We start from the raw sequence: 18,150 nt of genomic DNA, 5'->3' as shown, positions 1-18,150 counted from the left end.
GCGGTATCTTTGCGCGCATCCGCACCTCAGCTCCGCTCTGCCACGATCAAGCCGTTGCTCACCGCCGCGTCGCGCGACCGGGCTATCCATACCCGCAACAAGGCCAGCAGCAAATCGATGTCGACGGGCTTGGCGATATAATCGGATGCGCCCGCGTCGAGGCATTTCTGCCGATCGCCCTTCATCGCCTTCGCCGTCACTGCGATCAGCGGCAGATCGGCGAGTTCGGGGCGCTGGCGGATCTGCTGCATCGTCTCATAGCCGTCCATCTCCGGCATCATGATGTCGATCAGAGCGATGTCTATCCCGGGCGTCTGCTCGAGGATCACGATGCCGTCCCTGCCGCCCTCGGCATGGAGCACTTCGACGCCATAGCTCTCGAGCACGCTGGTCAACGAGTAGATGTTGCGGATGTCGTCGTCGACGATCAGGATCCGCGTATCGGCGAGTTCGGGCACGCCGCGCGCCGTCTGGACGACCTGATCCGCTTCGGGAACCAGTTCGACGATCTGGGGCCCGGCGGTCACCCGATCGGCGAGATCCTCGAACACCTTCACCAGTGCCTCGCGTTCGGCTGGCTTCTCGGTCACTCCGAACGCGCCCAGATCGATCGCCTTGGCGACCTTGTCGGCGCCCGAGATCACGTGGATCGGCACGTGCCGGGTCTGCGGGTCGTGCTTGAGCAGATCGAGCAGCACGAAGCCGTCGATGTCGGAAAGGCCGAGATCGAGCGTGATTGCATGCGGCTGGAGCTTGCGCACCATCGCCAGCGTGCCGGCGCCTGCCCCCGAGACCACACCCTTGAGCCCGGCCCCGCGCGCGATGTCGAGCAGGATCGAAGCAAAGGTGGGATCGTCCTCGACGATCAGCACGAACCGGTCGCCGGCAAGATTGTCGCGGTCGTCGCTCAGGTCGAACGGCCCCGGCAAGGCGCTCGGCACCGTAGCGCCGCTATTGTCGTAGCGCGCCGGCGTTCCTGGCTGGCCGATTTGCGCAGGGGCGATCGCCTGGAGCGGCACGAACAGCGTGAAAGTCGAGCCCTCGCCCGGCTTCGAGCGGACCTGCAGCTCGCCGCCCAGCAGGCGGGCGATCTCGCGGCTGATCGACAGGCCTAGCCCGGTGCCGCCATATTTGCGGCTGGTGGTGCCGTCGGCCTGTTGGAACGCCTCGAAGATCAGCTTCTGCTTGTCCTGCGGGATGCCGATGCCGGTATCGGTGACGGCGATCTCGATCGCGGTATCGACTCCGCGCAGCACCGGATGATTGGTGCTCCACCCCTTGGTCGCCGGCCGCACCGCCAGCGTGACGCTGCCCTGCGCGGTGAACTTGAACGCGTTCGACAGCAGATTGAGTACGACCTGCTGGAGCCTCTTCTCGTCGGTCTTGATCGCCGCGGGCAGACCACGATCGAACTCGACGTTGAAATCCAGGCTCTTGTCCGCCGCGAGCTGTCGGAAGGTCCGCTCCATATGCTGTTTGAGCCCCGCCATCGGCATCTCGCCGATCTCGATCGAGACGGTGCCCGATTCGATCTTCGAGAGATCGAGGATGTCGTTGATCAGGTTGAGCAGATCCGATCCCGCGCCGTTGATCGTCCGCGCGAATTCGACCTGCTTGTCGTTGAGATTGCCCTGCGGATTGTCCGAAAGCAGCTTCGACAGGATCAGCAGCGAATTGAGCGGCGTGCGCAGCTCGTGCGACATGTTGGCGAGGAACTCGGACTTGTATTTCGAGGTGAGCGCGAGCTGCTCGGCCTTTTCCTCGAGCGCGCGGCGCGCCATCTCGATCTCGAGATTCTTGGCCTCGACCTGCTTCTTCTCGTTCTCGAGCAGCTGCGCCTTTTCCTGCAGCTCCTCGTTGGTGTTGTGGAGCTCTTCCTGCTTGGTGGTCAGTTCGGTCTGGCGCGCCTGCAGCTCCTGGGTCAGCAGCTGCGACTGCTTGAGCAGCCCTTCGGTACGCATCGTCGCGGCGATCGTGTTGAGCACGATGCCGACCGATTCCATCAGCTGGTCGAGGAAGCTCTGATGGGTTTCATTGAACTCGCCGAACGAAGCGAGCTCGATCACTGCCTTGACGTCGTCTTCGAACAAGGCCGGCAGGATCGCGACATTGGCCGGCGCCGAATGGCCGAGGCCCGAGCCGATGCGCAGGAAGTCGCCGGGGACGTTTTCCAGCACGATCGCGCGTTTGTCCGCCGCGGCCTGCCCGACCAGCCCCTCGCGCAACGCGAACTTGGCCTTGAGTGCCTCCTTGTTCTCCGCGCCATAGCTCGCCGCGAGTTCGAGCACGGTATCGTCGGCCTCGCGCGTGGTGACGTAGAACACGCCATATTGCGCGTTCACCAGCGGCGCGAGTTCGGACATGATCAGGTTCGAGACGGTGGTGAGATCGCGCTCGCCCTGCAACATGCGGCTGAACCGCGCGAGGTTGGTCTTGAGCCAGTCCTGCTCCGCATTCTTCAAGGTCTGGTCCTTGAGGTTGCGGATCATCTCGTTGATGTTGTCCTTGAGCGCCGCCATCTCGCCCGAGGCTTCCACCGCGATCGAGCGGGTGAGATCGCCCTTGGTCACCGCCGTCGCCACGTCGGCGATCGAACGAACCTGATTGGTGAGATTCGCCGCCAGCTGGTTCACGTTATCGGTGAGATCGCGCCACAGGCCGGCAGCGCCCGGAACGCGCGCCTGCCCGCCGAGCTTGCCTTCGATGCCCACCTCGCGGGCCATGTTGGTCACCTGATCGGCGAAGGTGGCGAGCGTCTCGATCATGAAGTTGATCGTCTCGGCCAGCGCGGCGATCTCGCCCTTGGCATCCACGGTCAGCTTGCGCTTGAGGTTGCCCTGCGCCACCGCGGTGACGACGTCGGCGATGCCGCGGACCTGGTTGGTCAGGTTGGTCGCCATCAGATTGACGTTGTCGGTGAGGTCCTTCCACGTCCCGCCCACGCCGGGCACCTGCGCCTGCCCGCCGAGCTTGCCTTCGGTGCCGACCTCGCGGGCCACGCGCGTCACCTCCGAGGCGAAGCCGTTGAGCTGGTCCACCATCGTGTTGATGGTGTCCTTGAGTTCGAGGATCTCGCCTTTCACGTCGACGGTGATCTTCTTGGACAAGTCGCCACGCGCCACCGCGGTGGTCACGTCGGCGATGTTGCGCACCTGACCGGTGAGGTTCGCCGCCATCAGATTCACATTGTCGGTGAGATCCGCCCAGGTACCGGCGACGCCGCGCACCTGCGCCTGCCCGCCCAATTTGCCCTCGGTGCCCACTTCGCGCGCCACGCGCGTCACTTCCGATGCGAAGCCGTTGAGCTGGTCCACCATCGTGTTGATGGTGTTCTTCAGCTCCAGAATCTCGCCCTTCACGTCGACGGTGATCTTCTTGGAAAGATCGCCCAGCGCCACGGCAGTGGTCACGTCGGCGATGTTGCGGACCTGGCCGGTGAGGTTCGCGGCCATCGCGTTCACATTGTCGGTGAGATCCTTCCACGTCCCGCCGACGCCGGGCACCTGCGCCTGTCCGCCGAGCTTGCCTTCCGAACCCACCTCGCGCGCCACGCGCGTCACTTCCGAAGCGAAGCCGTTGAGCTGGTCCACCATCGTGTTGATCGTGTTCTTGAGCTCGAGAATCTCGCCCTTCACGTCGACGGTGATCTTCTTGGACAAATCGCCGCGCGCCACTGCGGTGGTCACTTCGGCGATGTTGCGCACCTGGCCGGTCAGATTGCCCGCCATCAGGTTGACGTTGTCGGTCAAGTCCTTCCACGTGCCGGCGACGCCCTCGACCTGCGCCTGCCCGCCGAGCTTGCCTTCCGAACCCACTTCGCGCGCCACGCGCGTCACTTCCGAGGCAAAGCCGTTGAGCTGATCGACCATCACGTTGATGGTGTCCTTGAGCGCGAGGATTTCGCCCTTCACTTCCACGGTGATCTTCTTGGAAAGGTCGCCCTTGGCCACCGCGGTCGTCACGTCGGCGATGTTGCGCACCTGACCGGTGAGGTTCGCCGCCATCAGGTTCACGTTGTCGGTGAGATCCTTCCACGTGCCGCCAACCCCCGGCACCTGCGCCTGCCCGCCGAGCTTGCCCTCGGTACCCACCTCGCGCGCCACGCGCGTCACTTCCGACGCGAATGAATTGAGCTGATCGACCATCACGTTGATGGTGTTCTTCAGCTCGAGGATCTCGCCCTTCACGTCGACGGTGATCTTCTTCGAGAGATCGCCCGATGCCACCGCGGTGGTAACCTCGGCGATGTTGCGCACCTGGCCGGTCAGGTTGTCGGCCATCAGGTTCACGTTGTCGGTGAGATCCTTCCAGGTACCCGCGACGCCGGGCACCTGGGCCTGTCCACCCAATTTGCCCTCGGTGCCCACTTCGCGCGCCACGCGCGTCACTTCCGAGGCGAAGCCGTTGAGCTGATCGACCATCACGTTGATGGTGTTCTTGAGCTCGAGGATCTCGCCCTTCACGTCGACGGTGATTTTCTTGGAAAGATCGCCCGATGCCACTGCGGTCGTCACTTCGGCGATGTTGCGGACCTGACCGGTGAGATTGTCGGCCATCAGGTTCACGTTGTCGGTAAGATCCTTCCACGTGCCGGCGACGCCTTCCACCCGCGCCTGCCCGCCAAGCTTGCCTTCGGTACCGACCTCGCGGGCGACGCGCGTCACTTCCGAAGCGAACGAATTGAGCTGATCCACCATCGTGTTGATGGTGTTCTTCAGCTCGAGGATCTCGCCCTTCACCTCGACGGTGATCTTCTTGGAAAGATCGCCCGACGCCACCGCGGTGGTCACTTCGGCGATGTTGCGCACCTGACCGGTGAGGTTGGTCGCCATCGCGTTGACGTTGTCGGTGAGATCCTTCCACGTGCCGGCGACGCCCTTCACGCGCGCCTGCCCGCCCAATTTGCCTTCGGTGCCCACTTCGCGCGCCACGCGCGTCACTTCCGACGCGAACGAGGCGAGCTGCTCGACCATCGTGTTCACCACCTTGCCGATGCGCAGGAATTCGCCGCGCAGCGGACGGCCGTCGATCTCGACGGTCATCGATTGCGAGAGGTCGCCCTTGGCCACCGCGCCGATGACGCGCGCGACTTCGGCGGTCGGCTGGACCATGTCCTCGATCAGCTCGTTGACCGAGCGGAGCTTGGCCTCCCAGCCGCCGGTAGCACCGCGAACGTGACCGCGCTGGGTAATCTTGCCTTCCTTGCCGACGACGCGCGACAGCCGCTCATATTCGGCGGTCATCGCCTCTTCCATGGCGACGACTTCGTTGAACAATGCAGCTATCTCGCCATCGGTGCCCGGGAGGTCCTCGGGCAGGCGGACGCTGAAATCACCGCGGCGAAAGCTGCGGAGTGCGGCGACGAGTTGACGGCGGTCGAGCGTAAGTTCGGCGTTCACCTGGCACTCCTGGTATGAATTCCCCCGCCCCTGAAACGCTGAACGGACCCCCCGGCCCGGAACATGCATAGCAACAGCTGTACTGTAGGAAAAGTGAACGCGCGCACGTATTTGCGGCTGGTTGCAGCATTTTTCTCAGCCGTTAGGAAGGGCGGCGAAACGCGGGGGACACACAGGCATGGGAGACGGCGCCCGGGATGCCGGCCAGACAAGAGCTCTCCAGCTTCATTCGCTCGACCTTTCGTTCGGTCTGGGCGCTCGAGTTGCTGTGCTTCCTCAAGAAGCATCGCGACCGGGCATGGCCGCAGTCCGACCTGGTCGTCGCCCTGCGCGGCAGCGAGCTCGTGGTGTCCCAAAGCGTCGAATCGTTGCTCGCCGCGGGGCTCGTCGTGGTCGAGGAGGGTCAGCTCGTCCGCTACCAGCCGACCTCGGATGCAGTCGACAGCCTCGCGAGCGCCGCAGAATCGCTCTATGCCAGCCGCCCCGACGCCGTGCGACGGATCATCGTCGCACCCGCCTCGTCGGGCCTCAGCAGCTTCGCAGACGCCTTCAAGTTGTGGAGGGACTGAGATGAGCGCCTGGTTCCCCGCGATCGTCTATCTGCTGTGCTTCGCCACCAGCGCTGCCTGCGCGCTGCTGCTCGGGCGTTCCTATCGGCGCAGCGGGATGCGATTGTTGCTGTGGAGCGCATTGTGCTTCGGACTGCTCGCAACGAACAACCTGTTCGTGATCGTTGACCTGCTATTGATTCGCGATATCGACTTCGGACTGCTCCGTTTGCTGCTGTCGCTGGGCGCGGTGGCAGTCCTGCTGTTCGGCTTCGTCTGGGACATGGAAGACGCATGACGTTGCTCGCCTTCCTGTCCGGCGCAGTCACGCTCGGCTTCGCCACTGCAGCCTTGTTCTTCCTGCGTTTCTGGCGCGACACCCGCGACGAGCTGTTCCTCGCCTTCTCGGCCGCCTTTCTCCTGCTGGGAGTGGGTCAGGCGATCCTCGCGCTCGGTGGGATACCCGACGAGCAGCGCAGCTGGGTCTATCTGGTCCGCCTGGTCGCGTTCCTGATCATCCTCTTCGCGATCCTGCGAAAGAACGCGCGATAGCGAAGCCGATCACTGCGCGAATTTGACTGCAAAATAGGCGACGGTCCCGCCAGCCGGGGAAGGCACCATCGCAGCCATTACCCCGCTGCCGTCGCGGCCGCGCCACGCCTGGGCCAGTTTCTTGCCGGGATCGGCGCCGGGGAGAGCTACCGACGTAGCGCCGCGCTGGCGGGCGAGATTGTCGATACGCTTGGCGATCGCCACCCATGGAACCGCCTTGCTCACCGTGAACAGCCGTTCGCCGGTGATCGTCGCGCCGCCGCGGGAGACATCGCTGGCCAGCGCGTGCAGCGCCTGCCGTTCGGCTGCACTTGCACCCGGTTGCGCGCCGGCAGGCGCCGGCAGCGACGCAAGGTCGAACCCGCGGACGAGGCCGAGAAAGGCTAACAGACTCAAGAGCGCCGCTTTCAGCAAGGGATGTCCTTCGTGCCGAGCTTGCCCGCTTGTCGCGGGCCGCTCAACCCTGAACGCACGAAGCTCAGCGCGGTGCCGGCCCGGCGGTGAAGGCCTCGGCTCCGCCGGTATCGGCGAGCGTGCGCAGCGGCACTTCCATCGTCGGAGATTGGGTGTCGTGTCCTTCGCCCACGTTCATGTTGGTGCTCCACGGGTTGCGGACGCTCACCATCCATTCTCCATCGGCGTTCTTGTGAATGCCTTCGACGGTGTAGACATGATTGTCGACAAGGCCGTCCTGCGTGCCCTCGTTGCCGCGGATGGTGTCCCAGAAACTGCGATTCTCGGGAACGGTCCACAAGGTCACCGGGCGGCCGTTGGAAAGTGCCGCGTCGACCTGCCCCGCCATCCGGTCGAGCGCCGAATTTTCGCTCTCGAAAAAACCTTCCGAATAGCGGATCTCGTCGCCGCGATCGCCGGTGATCGCCTGCATCGCATCTTGCGGCCAGCCGCCATTGGCGATCGCGTTATACCCCTCGGTCAGCCCGTCGGCCGGATTGCTGTCGTGCATCTTGGCATAAGCGGTCTCGGCCACTGCCGGCCAGATCGGACCGTCGAGGCCGCTATTGTCCGCCGTCGAGCCCCCCTGCCGCGCGAGATTGTCTTCGACTTCGGCCTGCGTCACCTGCACCGACTGAGGATTGCCGTCGCCGTCGTGCAGCCGGACGGTGAAGTTGCCGGTATTCGCGTCGAAGCTGATCATGTTGCGAACCGCATCCGGCTGCTGCTGTGCGAGCGCGCCGAGCGTCGCGACGAAATAGCAGTCGCCGAGCGCGTCCTGCCGAATATCCGCCGCCTGCGGCCCCTTTGCGCCGTAGAGATCGGCAGCGTCGAAACGGACCTCGGCCGCCTTCCCCACCGCACCGCCACCGTCGACAGGCACGCGGAATCCAGGAACCGATACCGCGCTACCCGCGAGCAGCGAATCCAGATTGAAGTGGGTTGCAACGCCTGCGGCGGCCTCGAGCATGCGGACTCTCCCATTCTTTACGCAAGCCTATGCGCCCCTCACGCGCGCGCCGCGATAATCGGATCGATTATGGTGCACGGCATCCATCCGCTCCATCTGGAGACCGTCCGATCGTGAGGATGGCGTGATGCAAGTAAACAGGGCAGCCCCGGCTTCCACGGCGTCGACTCCCCCGTCGACCCCGCCTTCCGCATCGTCCCGAGATGCCGAGGCCTATCGTTCGGACTGGCAGCCGTCGCGCGTAACTCCGGCGCTGCAATCGGCGCCATCGGCACTCAGTCCCCCCCGAGCCGATGGCGCCGATTCATCCCAGCAGCGCGCCGCCAATGATCGCGACGCGGTCGTCGTACCGTTCTCCCCCGCAGCGCAGGGCGTGCAGCCGGCGCAATTCGCCACGCTTTCGCCGGTCACCGCCCCGGTCGCGCCCGCGCAGGCGCGTCTCGCCGCGAACGACGCGCCCGACCTGCAGCAGGTCCACACCAACGCGCTGCTCGCCAAGGACGTCTATAACGACGTGCCCAGCCCGCCCGCGGGCTATCGCGCCGCCAGCGACGCCGATCTCGCACGCCTCGGCCTCACGCCCGACATGCTCGAGCAACCCGGCGAGAGCAGTTTCCGCGCCCGCGTCTATGTCAGCGGCGAGGCCGGCCAGGAGCATTACACCGTCGTCTTCCGCGGCAGCCAGTCCGGCGACGATTGGAAGAGCAACGCCCAGCAGGGGCTCGGCTTCAACTCGACTCACTATGCCAATGCGCTCGAGATCGGGAAGAAGCTCGCCCGCACCGATGCCGACGTCACGCTCGTCGGGCATTCGCTCGGCGGCGGTCTCGCGGCCGAAGCGGCGATCGCCTCGGGCCGCCCCGCCGACACCTTCAACGCCGCCGGCCTCCACCAGAACACTATCGAAAAGGCGCAAGCCGTGGCGCAGGCGAACGATCGCGGCGCATCCTCGATCAACAATTATCGCGTCCCCGGCGAGATCCTCACCACGCTGCAGGAAGGCGGCGACCGCGCGATCGGCGCCGGATTGGGCAGCCTGATCAGCGGCGGCGGCGCGATCGTCGGCGCGGCGGTGACCGATCTGCCCGAAGCCTATGGCGCGCAGCACACGCTTCCCAATGTCCGTCCCGAGGGCGCGCATTGGTGGGATTCGATCAATCCGGTCGATCGCCACAGCATGGATTGGGTCCTCGCCGGCACCGCGGCGCAGGCCGGCCGCTGAGCGGTTGACGCGCTGCCCGCAATAGGCAGAGGGTGCGGCGTGTGCACAGATTCCGCCTGCTCAGCCCCGCACTCGCGCTCATGACGATGGGTTGCGAAAGTGACGCGCGTGCCGATTGCTTCGTGCAGGGCACCGAACTTCCCACCCGCCGCGACACGCTGACCGATCAGCGGCTGGGTGCCGCCGCGCGCGACTTCGCCGAAGCATTGTTCGACGGCAATATCGAGCGCGCCGGCCAGCTGCTGCGCGGCGACCCCGGCCTCGCCCGCCGCCGGGTGGGTACGCATTACGACATGCTGTCGGTCGCGCTCGCCACGTGCCGCGCCGACTCGGTCGATCTCGTCGTCCGCGGCGGTGCCCCGCTCGACGGCGTCGACGACAAAGGCCTGCCGCTTCGGCTCGCGCTGCGGGCGAAGGACCCGGAGTTCGCGCATCGCCTGCTCACCGCCGGCGCCAGCCCCAATCCGGCGGGAAGCCCCAGCGGCCCCTTGCGCACCGCGATCACGCTCAACTCGCTCGGCGCGGTGCGCATGCTGCTCGATTTTCGCGCCGATCCCAACGTGATGGAGGCGACCGGCAACCGCCCGCTCCACACCGCGCTCGACATGGAGCATTTCCGTATCGCCGAGCTGCTGCTCGATCGGGGCGCCGATGCTTGGGCGATCGACGGCGGCGGGGCCAATCTGGGGACCGCCGCGACGACGAAGATGCTGACCGATTCGGCCGAGGAAGGCGAAGCGCAGCGCCGGCTGGCCGAGCGGCTCAAGAAGCTGGGCTGGCCGGAACCGGTACCCTCGTTCCGCGACGTGCGCGCCGCGGCGGCGAGCGGCAATTGGCCTCCAGCAGCGGCCCGCGCCGCGGGCGCGGCGCCGGTGCCGCCTGCGGTGCTCGCGCTGATCAAGGCCAATATGAAGACGACGCGCTAGCTTGCATCCGTCATCCCGATGGATCTCGGGGTGATCAAAAGCTGAAATTGAACGAGGCGCTCAGCCGAACGCGGCCTCGGTCGAAAGGCTGCCCAATGCCACTCCTGCCCCCTGCAACTGCGCCTCGAGTTCGCGCAGCGTGGCGTCATAGGGTGGTGCCCGATTGCCGAGCAACAGCGCGACGTCGAGCGTTCCCGCGGCGTTGCGTATCAGCCGGGCGCCGGTTGCCGGCCATGCCCGATCGCCGAAGGTGACGGTGACTTCCCTGGTCCCCTTGCCGTTCTCGCGCGTCCACAGATCGGCGAGCATCTGGGCGAACGCGCCCGGATCGACATGCGCGGCAGGCATCGCCGGCATCGCGGTCGGTTGCGGCTGGGCATGGCCGGCGAAACCGAACAGCCCGTCCTGCCGTTCGCGCGCCTCGCGTTCCTGCCGAAGCGCGGTCTCGCGAGAATCGTCGAACGCCTCGCGCTGCTGGACCGGCACCTCACCGCGGCGCTCGGCCTGAACCAGCCCCTTCGCGCCCTTGGGCTGGATCGGCACTCCCGGCTGCTCCTTCGCCTCGAGCCGTGCCTTGGCCATCCCCAACGCCTCGTTCATCGCCCGGACGTCGGCCGGCGCGGGTTGCGCGCGGCCCTGCACCTGGCCCTGCGCGGGCTGGCGAACCGGCTGCGGATTGGAGTTGACGCGGGTCATGATCGCCTCCTTGCCTCCATATTATCGAGCGCGGTCCGCTCTTCGTGCCGGCGCGCCCAGCGGCGTACCGCCTGTCCGGCATGCTCGACCAGCCGGTCGTGCCGGGCGCGGGCGAGGATCATCGCCTTGCGTCTTTCGGCCTCGGCCTCGGCGCACAGCCGCTCGCCTTCGCGCGCGTCGTTGAGCGCGCTGCGCGCCACCGAGCGCCGGAAATGGCTGCGATCGACCACCGCGAGCAAGCGCTCGGCCTCGGCCGGATCGGTCGCGAGGTCGCCCCGCGCCTCGTCCATGGCAGCATCTGCCGAGTCGGCAGCGGCATCGGCGGCGGCGCGCTCTCGCTCCGCTGCCGCGGTTGCCGCGCGCGCCTCGGCGAGCGCAACCGCCGCGCTCTGCATTCGCACCGCGCGCAGCCGGACCAGCGCCTTCGCCTGCCGCTGCTGATCGCGCGCGCGCATCAGCCGGCGACTCCACGCAGCAGCATCAGCGACGTCTGGAAATCCTCGGCCCGGTTGGCATCCTGCCGCAGCAACGTATCGATCTCGGGCTTGGCGGCGATCGCGCGATCGGCGAGCGGATCGGCGCCTGCGCGATATTCGCCGACCTGGACGAGAAACTCGATCTCGGCATGCTTGGCGAGCAACGCGCGCACCCGCGTCGCTGCGTCGCGATGCGCCGGCTCGGCGAGCCGGGGGAACAACCGGCTGAGACTGCCGAGCACGTCGATCGCCGGATAATGGCCCGCGGCCCCCAGCTTGCGCGAAAGGATGACATGGCCGTCGAGGATCGAACGGACTTCCTCGCCGATCGGATCGTCGCCTTCCTCGTCCTCGAGCAGAACGGTGTAGATTCCGGTGATCGATCCGACGGCGTCGTTCCCGGCGCGCTCGAACAATCGCGGCAGTTCGGCGAACACCGAGGGCGGGAAACCGCGGCGCACCGGCGGCTCCCCCGCCGCCAGCCCGATCTCGCGCAGCGCGCGGGCGAAGCGCGTGACCGAATCCATCAGCAGCAGCACGTTGCGGCCTTCGCTGCGAAAACCCTCGGCGACGGCAGTGGCGTGGTGCGCGGCGCGCACCCGTTCCATCGCCGCGCGATCGGAAGTCGCGCAGACGATCACCGAGCGCGCCAGCCCGGCGTCGCCAAGCGAATCCTCGATGAACTCGCGGACTTCGCGACCGCGTTCGCCGATCAGCGCGATGACGATCACATCGGCTTGGGCGAAGCGCGCGAGCATGCCGAGCAAGGTCGATTTGCCCCCGCCAGCCGCGGCGAACACGCCGAGCCGCTGGCCCTGACCCAAGGTCAGCAGCGTATCGATCGCGCGCACGCCGGTCGGCAGCGCCGCGTCGATCAGCGCGCGTTCCATCGGCTGCGGCGCGGGCGCGTGGAGCGGCCTGCGCTTCAAATCCGGCGGGAGATCGCCCTTGCCGTCGATCGGCCGCCCGCGCCCGTCGAGCACGCGGCCGAGCAGTCCGTCACCCCAAGGCACCGAATCCTCGCCGCTGCGTACGATCACTTCGGCGTCGACCGAGAGCCCGCGTACGTCGCCGAGCGGAGTCAGGATCGTCGCCTGCCCGGCAATGCCGACCACCTCGACCGGCACCACCCGCCCCGTAGATGGCTCGACCACTTCGCAGAAATCCCCGACCCGCGGCGCGATCCCGGTCACCTTGAGCGTCGTGCCGAGCACCTCGACCAGCCGGCCGCGCCGCTCGACCGTCGGGCTGCGCTGCAACCCGGCGAGCAATTGATCGACGGTGCTGGCGGGCCCCTCAGCCATTGAGCGCCTCGCCCCACATCCGCTCGATTTGCGCGAGCTGGGTGTCGAGCCCGGCATGGGTGCGTCCCAGCGCCGTCTCGATCACGCAATCCTGCCCTTCGAGCGAAGGGTCCGCCTCGACGCTCAGCCCGACGCGCCCGTCCAGCCGCGCCCGCACCGCCGCGACCGCGGCCGGCGCCACGCGGACCATTGCGACGCTGTCCGGAGTCAGCTGCGCCGCCGCGCGTTCTGCGAGTCCCGCCACCATTGCGCCCGCGTCGAGTTCGCCGGCGATCCGCCGGACCACTTCCAGCGCGAGCCGCGCAATGTCCTTCTGCCGCTCGCGTTGCAATTCGCTGTCGCGCAGCGCGATGCGAAAGAGTTCGGCCTGCCGCTCGGCCTCTGCCGCCGCCAGCCCTTCGGCCCGCCCCGCAGCGAAGCCCTCTATCCGCGCGGCTTCGCGGGCGGCGTCGATCGTCGCCTCCGCCCCCCGCCGCAAATCGCCGGCCTCGGCGAGCAAGGCGAGCGCGTCCTGTACCCGGCCGACATCGGCCGCAGGCACCAATGGGTCATCGGCAAGCGCCGTCGCCAGGCGGTCGGCATGGAGCACGAGGAAGGTCATGCGCGTACCGCCGCCGCGACCGCCGCGGTCACGAAGGCGTCGAGCGCCTCGCGCGGACAGGAAAGCGCCAGATGATCCGCGCGCCATGGCAGATAGCCACGGAGCGGCATCGGCAATTGCTCGCGCAGCAGCGAGAAACCATAGATCTCGAGTTCGCCCGCCTCGAGGCGACGTGCAGGCGCGGCCGGCAGCGCCGGAATCGTCTCGATCGCCCAATCGAGCAGATCCTCGCCGGCGACCTCGGCCAGACCGCCCAGCCATGCGCCGTCGATCGATCCGGCGAGCGCGTCGCCCATCCACAGCAAGGCGACGCGCAAGGCGAGCTTGCGCTGTGCCGCTGCCGGGAGCCGGAGCCATGCCGGGGCGCTGGGCAGATCGGTGAAGCACGCCACCGGATCGTCGCAGCCGTTCAAATGCTTGAGGAGCAAGGCGGCGCGGCGATGGCCGGGCCCGCCCTCCACCGCGACCAGATCGTTGCCGATCGCGGCGAGCGTGGCGCGTTGTTCGGCCGCCCTCACGCGCTACCCTCGCGCCGGGCTATTGCAGCGCGACGCTGCTGCCACCGCCGCAGGCCCGGATAGCCCAGCGCCGCAATCAGCAGCAGCAGCCCCGCTATCGCGACCCCGACCAGATTGGCGTTGAGCACATCCCCGCCATCCTTGCGCGCAACGGTCGGCAGCGGCTGGGCGGCGAAGGTCTCGACCGAGACATTCTCATATTTGAGCCCCTGCACCGAATTGACGATCAGCGCCTTCACCTTGCCGATCTGGGTCTCGATATTGGTGCCCGGGCGATATTTGATGAACACCGACGCCGATGCCGGTTGCCCGGTCTCCGCCAGCGGCTGATTGTCGGGCAACACCAGATGGACGCGCGCCTGCACGACGCCGTCGATCTCGGAGATGGTGTGCGACAGCTCCTGGCTCATCCCATAGACCAGCCGCGCCTTCTCCTCGGTGGGCGAAGAGACGAGGCCTTCGCGCTTGAACACCGTTCCGAGCGAGGCGAATTCCTCGCGCGGATAGCCTTGCGAATGAAGCACCTCGACCGCACGGCTGAAATCGCCCTTGTCGGTCTGCAGCGTCCATCCCGCCTCGCCATTCTCCTTCTTGGTCGCGCCGATCCCGGCGCTCTGCAGCACCGCGATCATCTCGTTGGCCTGAGTCTCGGTGAGCTTCGAATATAGCTCCTCCTGACCGCATGCGGCGAGCAGCAGGCACAGTCCGATCAGTGCCGGACGCAGGTTTCGGGCAAGGTTGCCCATGTCAGTTCTCCGTCGGTCCGGGCAGGACGGACCTTACGATTGCTGCCGGAACAGCTGCTGGATGCCGTCCGAGGTGCGGTTGGCGATGTTCGAGGTCAGCTGGCAGTGGAACATGAATTCGTGGCACTTCATCGTGAGATCCACGACTTCTCCCGGAGTCATTTCCGAACCGCTGGCCTGCGCCGCCTTGGCATATTCGGACACGCTCCTGGCTTCGCCGTTGACGCGTTCGATCTGGCTGAACATTGCCTGCATCGCCGGCCCGAGCGCGTCGGCACCGCCGATACCCCCGCTTCCCACCGCCGACAGCGAGCCCTGGAAACTGGTGATGTCGGCGACCGAGGCGTTCGGCCCGGCCTGGACGATATCGGACGGCGGGGGGACGAAGGCGGAACTCGCCATGGCCCCCGCAATGGCTTCGATCGACATGATCGCCTCCGTCAGTTCTTGCGGGCCATCGTCTCGAGCGCCTTGCCGACGCTGTCGATCGAGCTCGACGAGCTGTTCGCCATAAAGGACATCCGCATCGACTCTGCGGTCAGCTTGGTGATCTGCGAGGGATTGTCGCTGCCGTTGTTGCCGACCTCGTTCGACATCGCCTCGATGCGGGTCGCCTGCTTGTCGAGCGTCTGGCCCCAGGAATCGGCGAGCGCCTCGAACCAGGTGCCGGGCGCGCTGCCCTTGCTCATCCGGTTGCCGGTGAGCGGCGAGACCGAGAGGTTGGTAAGTCCGCTGGTGATCGTGTTCGACATGACTCTACTCCTTCACACAACAAATGGTCAGAATTTCAACTGCGTCTCGCGGCCGTTCTTCTCGAAGAACACCGTGTCTCCCTGGATGGTGATCAGGCGATGCCCGCTCGGCATGATCGCGCCGGCAAAATAGCGCGCACCATCGACGGTCTGGATGTAGGCCGGGTCACCCGCGACCACGGTCGAGACCTTTTTGGTGGCATCGGCGACCGTGCGGATGGGGGTATCGTCCCGCGGCGGCAGATCGTCGCGGAAGACCAGCCGGCCGAGCTGCTTGACGTCGGTGCGGATCGCCTGGGCAAGCTTGCCGCGCTGATCGTCGGTCATCCGGGTGACGCGGAGTTCGACGCCGGTGCGCGAGATCGGGCGCCCCATTGCCTGCAGCCCGTGGATACGCGCGACTTCGGCCGCGGCTTGCGCCAGCTCGGCGCTGGTCTGGACACTGACCGTCGCCTCGATGCCGTGATCGCGCAACGCCTCCTGCGCCTTGAGCCGTTCGGCATCATTGGCGACGACGCCATTGACGATCACCCCGCCGGTCGCGGTGTCGTTGGCGGTGGTCAGCGGAGCAAGGCCCGCGCTCTCCAGAACATGATCGGCCCGCGCCGCATCGTCGCCGCGCAGCCCGAGCGCATCCATCGTCGGCACCGCCAGCGCCGCGCCGGCGGCCACGGTGGCCACCGCGCCCACCACGATCGCCCGCTTCCGGGTAAACCAGCTGCTGACCTGCTCGCCGGCCTTGCCCAACAAGGCGATCGCCTCGTCCTGCGGCGAAGGCGGCGGCAATGAAGGCGCCGGCGCGGTGCCGGCGATGTCGCTCGCCTCGGCCCAGCGCGCGCTCTCGGGGTCGCCCCAGGCGAGCGCGACGCCACCGACCGAAAAGGGTACATAGGCCGGAAGGATCGCCGTCTGCCCTTCGCTCACATGCGAGCCGAGCAACAGCGCCTCCCCGGTCAGCACCGTGATCCGGGCTCCGACCTCACCGTCGACCTGCAGATCGACGGCGATGCCCTTGGTCGCAGGATCGCGGATGACGACATCCTGCCAGAACTGATGGCCGATCGACACGGTTCCGCTCGTCGGCAATTGCTTTTCGGTGCCGGCGAGCCGGCCGTTGAGCACGCGAAGAACGGACGGCGATGTCATTGCGTCTGGCTTCCGCTGGCCGGTACGGGGATCTTGGCCGGCGGCTGGTTGGCCACCGGCGGCGGCGCGCCCGGCGCCATCGCCGTCGCCCGCGAGGCGAGCGGCACGAGCCGGGGGGTGATCAGGAACAGCCGTTCGGTATGGCCGCGCTGCTTGGTGCGGAACTTGAACAATTCGCCGAGCAGCGGGATGTCGCCCAGCAGCGGCACCTTGGTCTCGTCGTTGAGATCGGCGTCGATCGTCATGCCGCCGAGCAGCAAGCTCTCGCCATCGAGGACCATGCCTTGCGTCGCGACGCTGGCCCGATCGACGATCGGGATGTTCTCCACCGCCGAGTTCGGGCTGATGCTGCCGTCCTCGATGTTGACCAGCACGCGGATCCGGGTCTGGTCGTGATCGCGGAACACGTGCGGATTGACTCGCATCACCGTGCCCGCGGTCACGTTGAACAGATCGACTTCCTCGCGCCCGGCGACGCGGACGTAGAAAGTGCGCGTCCGATCGAACACCGCCTCGACGTTGGACAAGGTCATGATCTGCGGGCGCGAGACGATGCGTGCCGCCCCCTTGTTCTCGAGTGCGGTCACCCGGCCGAGGAATTCGCGCTGGCTGCCGATGATCGTCGAGATCGTGCCGCCCTGTCCCGACGGCGTGATGTTGGTGACGTTGTCGCGGCGACTGCTGCCCGGGATCGGCAGCAGCCGCGTGTCGTTCGAGGTGCCGTCGCCGAACAGCGCGCCGAAGCCGCCGCTGCCGAAGCGCCAGTTGATGCCGAGCTTCTGGAGCCGATCGACGTTGATATCGATGATCGTCGCTTCGATCTCGACGATCTGCGGCTCGACGTCGAGCGCGCGGATCAGCGAGTCGTAAGCGGCCATGCGCTCGGGCACGTCGCGGACGATGATCGCATTGAGATAGGCACTGGGCTCGATCCGGACCACGTCCTGGGTCAGGGGTGCCGCCAGCCCCATGCCGTCGCCGCCGCCCAGCACTTCGGTCGCGGCGTAATTGCCGGCCTGCGAACTGTCGGGCGCCACCGAGTCGAGCCCCTGCCCCTTGAGCCGCGGCTGGCTCTGCCGCACCAGCCGCGCGCCGAGCGCGGGCGTGACGGCACTGCCCCCCGGCTTCTGGTCGAGCACGAGGTTCTGCAGGATCGAGGCGAGCCCCGGCACCCGGGTCTCGCGGCCGCCGGCGGTCACCACGGTATCCTCGGCGCGCGCATAGCGCAGATAGAAGACGCGGAATTCGACCGGCTGGCTCGCCGGGATCCGCGGCGCGTCGTAATAGCCGCCGCGGCCCCCGCCCAATGCGCCGCCAGGCGCAGCCGGTGCGCCGTCGGCGAGGCCCTCGCCGCGCGCCATGCCGGCGACTTGCTCGATGAAACGCGGGGTGCCGCTGACGACGAGACCGTCGGTGGTGACCCGCAACAGGTTGCGCCGGTCGGGCAGCCGCTGCGCCCGCGCTTGCCGGGCGACGCGTTCGGCGCCGGCGCGGTCGAGCTGCAGCGTCTGCACGCCGAGCTCGTTCGGCGCGTACACATAGACCGCGGCGCCGTCATAATAAGAGATCAGATTGAACGCCTTGGCGATGTCGGCGTAGATCTTCTCGACGCTGCCCTGGAACACGCCGTTGACCGTGCCGGTCAGCTTCGCGCTCGGCACCACCGGACGGCTGACGCGACCGAACAGATCGCGCAGGAATGCCGCGATCGGCTGGTCGCGCGCGACGATCGACACCTGATTGCTGTTCTGCGCCGGCGGCGTCTGCGCGCTGGTGGCGAGCGGCACCGGCAATATGGCAGCCATAGCCAACAGCATCGACGGATTCTTGTTCAGCTTCAA

At 67.1% G+C, this 18,150-nt stretch carries 18 protein-coding genes; 5 read left to right on the top strand and 13 right to left on the bottom strand.

Annotated features, from left to right (window positions below; all coding sequences use genetic code 11):
- Nucleotides 1-26 precede the first annotated feature (26 nt).
- The gene (locus Q9Q95_RS11995) at nucleotides 27-5,399 is read right to left on the bottom strand and encodes a HAMP domain-containing protein (protein WP_306097286.1); all 5,373 of its coding nucleotides are present in this window, start codon (nucleotides 5,397-5,399) and stop codon (nucleotides 27-29) included.
- 197 nt (nucleotides 5,400-5,596) lie between these two features.
- On the opposite strand from Q9Q95_RS11995, the gene Q9Q95_RS11990 reads away from it, so the two are divergent.
- The 3 genes from Q9Q95_RS11990 to Q9Q95_RS11980 are packed head-to-tail and all read left to right on the top strand — an operon-like array spanning nucleotide 5,597 to nucleotide 6,499.
- Entirely contained in the window at nucleotides 5,597-5,968 is a 372-nt protein-coding gene (locus Q9Q95_RS11990) for a hypothetical protein (RefSeq protein ID WP_306097284.1), read from the top strand.
- A gap of 1 nt (nucleotide 5,969) precedes the next feature.
- Nucleotides 5,970-6,245: a DUF5985 family protein gene (locus Q9Q95_RS11985; RefSeq protein WP_306097282.1), complete on the top strand. Its 276-nt coding sequence runs from the start codon at nucleotides 5,970-5,972 to the stop codon at nucleotides 6,243-6,245.
- A complete protein-coding gene (locus Q9Q95_RS11980; protein WP_306097281.1) occupies nucleotides 6,242-6,499 on the top strand; it encodes a DUF5985 family protein in 258 nt (85 codons plus the stop codon). The genes Q9Q95_RS11985 and Q9Q95_RS11980 overlap by 4 nt, the downstream gene beginning before the upstream one ends.
- Before the next feature lie 9 nt (nucleotides 6,500-6,508).
- On the opposite strand, the gene Q9Q95_RS11975 is transcribed toward Q9Q95_RS11980, so the two are convergent.
- Nucleotides 6,509-6,895, bottom strand: coding sequence for a hypothetical protein (locus Q9Q95_RS11975; RefSeq protein WP_306097280.1), 387 nt, complete (start codon nucleotides 6,893-6,895; stop codon nucleotides 6,509-6,511).
- A gap of 82 nt (nucleotides 6,896-6,977) precedes the next feature.
- Nucleotides 6,978-7,922: a C2 family cysteine protease gene (locus Q9Q95_RS11970; protein WP_306097278.1), complete on the bottom strand. Its 945-nt coding sequence runs from the start codon at nucleotides 7,920-7,922 to the stop codon at nucleotides 6,978-6,980.
- 127 nt (nucleotides 7,923-8,049) lie between these two features.
- On the opposite strand from Q9Q95_RS11970, the gene Q9Q95_RS11965 reads away from it, so the two are divergent.
- Nucleotides 8,050-9,144: a hypothetical protein gene (locus Q9Q95_RS11965; protein WP_306097276.1), complete on the top strand. Its 1,095-nt coding sequence runs from the start codon at nucleotides 8,050-8,052 to the stop codon at nucleotides 9,142-9,144.
- 41 nt (nucleotides 9,145-9,185) lie between these two features.
- On the top strand, nucleotides 9,186-10,070 hold the full coding sequence (locus tag Q9Q95_RS11960; RefSeq protein WP_306097273.1) for an ankyrin repeat domain-containing protein: 885 nt from the start codon (nucleotides 9,186-9,188) through the stop codon (nucleotides 10,068-10,070).
- A gap of 60 nt (nucleotides 10,071-10,130) precedes the next feature.
- Here the strand turns inward: Q9Q95_RS11960 and Q9Q95_RS11955 are convergent, their stop codons facing one another.
- The 10 genes from Q9Q95_RS11955 to sctC are packed head-to-tail and all read right to left on the bottom strand — an operon-like array spanning nucleotide 10,131 to nucleotide 18,150.
- Nucleotides 10,131-10,766 carry a hypothetical protein gene (locus tag Q9Q95_RS11955; RefSeq protein ID WP_306097271.1) on the bottom strand — a complete coding sequence of 212 codons (636 nt, stop codon included), beginning with the start codon at nucleotides 10,764-10,766 and terminating at the stop codon, nucleotides 10,131-10,133.
- The gene (locus tag Q9Q95_RS11950) at nucleotides 10,763-11,221 is read right to left on the bottom strand and encodes a hypothetical protein (protein WP_306097270.1); all 459 of its coding nucleotides are present in this window, start codon (nucleotides 11,219-11,221) and stop codon (nucleotides 10,763-10,765) included. Before Q9Q95_RS11950 ends, Q9Q95_RS11955 begins: the two co-directional genes overlap by 4 nt.
- The gene (locus Q9Q95_RS11945; RefSeq protein WP_306097268.1) at nucleotides 11,221-12,546 is read right to left on the bottom strand and encodes a FliI/YscN family ATPase; all 1,326 of its coding nucleotides are present in this window, start codon (nucleotides 12,544-12,546) and stop codon (nucleotides 11,221-11,223) included. Before Q9Q95_RS11945 ends, Q9Q95_RS11950 begins: the two co-directional genes overlap by 1 nt.
- On the bottom strand, nucleotides 12,539-13,147 hold the full coding sequence (locus Q9Q95_RS11940) for a FliH/SctL family protein (protein ID WP_306097266.1): 609 nt from the start codon (nucleotides 13,145-13,147) through the stop codon (nucleotides 12,539-12,541). Before Q9Q95_RS11940 ends, Q9Q95_RS11945 begins: the two co-directional genes overlap by 8 nt.
- Entirely contained in the window at nucleotides 13,144-13,665 is a 522-nt protein-coding gene (locus tag Q9Q95_RS11935; protein WP_306097264.1) for a hypothetical protein, read from the bottom strand. Before Q9Q95_RS11935 ends, Q9Q95_RS11940 begins: the two co-directional genes overlap by 4 nt.
- On the bottom strand, nucleotides 13,662-14,411 hold the full coding sequence (sctJ, locus tag Q9Q95_RS11930; RefSeq protein ID WP_306097262.1) for a type III secretion system inner membrane ring lipoprotein SctJ: 750 nt from the start codon (nucleotides 14,409-14,411) through the stop codon (nucleotides 13,662-13,664). The genes Q9Q95_RS11935 and sctJ overlap by 4 nt, the downstream gene beginning before the upstream one ends.
- Nucleotides 14,412-14,444: 33 nt before the next feature.
- On the bottom strand, nucleotides 14,445-14,840 hold the full coding sequence (locus tag Q9Q95_RS11925; protein ID WP_306097260.1) for a hypothetical protein: 396 nt from the start codon (nucleotides 14,838-14,840) through the stop codon (nucleotides 14,445-14,447).
- 11 nt (nucleotides 14,841-14,851) lie between these two features.
- Nucleotides 14,852-15,163, bottom strand: a complete 312-nt coding sequence (locus tag Q9Q95_RS11920) for a hypothetical protein (protein WP_306097258.1) — start codon at nucleotides 15,161-15,163, stop codon at nucleotides 14,852-14,854.
- 27 nt (nucleotides 15,164-15,190) lie between these two features.
- Complete coding sequence (locus Q9Q95_RS11915) at nucleotides 15,191-16,309, bottom strand: hypothetical protein (protein ID WP_306097256.1); 1,119 nt, start codon at nucleotides 16,307-16,309, stop codon at nucleotides 15,191-15,193.
- Nucleotides 16,306-18,150 (bottom strand): type III secretion system outer membrane ring subunit SctC, encoded by a 1,845-nt coding sequence (gene sctC, locus Q9Q95_RS11910; protein ID WP_306097254.1) that lies wholly within the window; start codon nucleotides 18,148-18,150, stop codon nucleotides 16,306-16,308. Before sctC ends, Q9Q95_RS11915 begins: the two co-directional genes overlap by 4 nt.

Source organism: Sphingomonas sp. DG1-23 (assembly GCF_030730875.1).
GTDB lineage: Bacteria > Pseudomonadota > Alphaproteobacteria > Sphingomonadales > Sphingomonadaceae > Sphingomonas.
This window is presented reverse-complemented; position numbering and strand designations above follow the sequence as displayed.

Coding starts and splice junctions, on each gene's coding strand:
- Q9Q95_RS11970 (WP_306097278.1), bottom strand. CDS start 7,922: ATGCTCGAGGCCGCCGCAGGCGTTGCAACCCACTTCAATCTGGATTCG.
- Q9Q95_RS11915 (WP_306097256.1), bottom strand. CDS start 16,309: ATGACATCGCCGTCCGTTCTTCGCGTGCTCAACGGCCGGCTCGCCGGC.
- Q9Q95_RS11925 (WP_306097260.1), bottom strand. CDS start 14,840: ATGTCGATCGAAGCCATTGCGGGGGCCATGGCGAGTTCCGCCTTCGTC.
- Q9Q95_RS11990 (WP_306097284.1), top strand. CDS start 5,597: ATGCCGGCCAGACAAGAGCTCTCCAGCTTCATTCGCTCGACCTTTCGT.
- sctJ (WP_306097262.1), bottom strand. CDS start 14,411: ATGGGCAACCTTGCCCGAAACCTGCGTCCGGCACTGATCGGACTGTGC.
- Q9Q95_RS11980 (WP_306097281.1), top strand. CDS start 6,242: ATGACGTTGCTCGCCTTCCTGTCCGGCGCAGTCACGCTCGGCTTCGCC.
- Q9Q95_RS11920 (WP_306097258.1), bottom strand. CDS start 15,163: ATGTCGAACACGATCACCAGCGGACTTACCAACCTCTCGGTCTCGCCG.
- Q9Q95_RS11965 (WP_306097276.1), top strand. CDS start 8,050: ATGCAAGTAAACAGGGCAGCCCCGGCTTCCACGGCGTCGACTCCCCCG.
- Q9Q95_RS11985 (WP_306097282.1), top strand. CDS start 5,970: ATGAGCGCCTGGTTCCCCGCGATCGTCTATCTGCTGTGCTTCGCCACC.
- Q9Q95_RS11940 (WP_306097266.1), bottom strand. CDS start 13,147: ATGACCTTCCTCGTGCTCCATGCCGACCGCCTGGCGACGGCGCTTGCC.
- Q9Q95_RS11945 (WP_306097268.1), bottom strand. CDS start 12,546: ATGGCTGAGGGGCCCGCCAGCACCGTCGATCAATTGCTCGCCGGGTTG.
- Q9Q95_RS11955 (WP_306097271.1), bottom strand. CDS start 10,766: ATGACCCGCGTCAACTCCAATCCGCAGCCGGTTCGCCAGCCCGCGCAG.
- Q9Q95_RS11950 (WP_306097270.1), bottom strand. CDS start 11,221: ATGCGCGCGCGCGATCAGCAGCGGCAGGCGAAGGCGCTGGTCCGGCTG.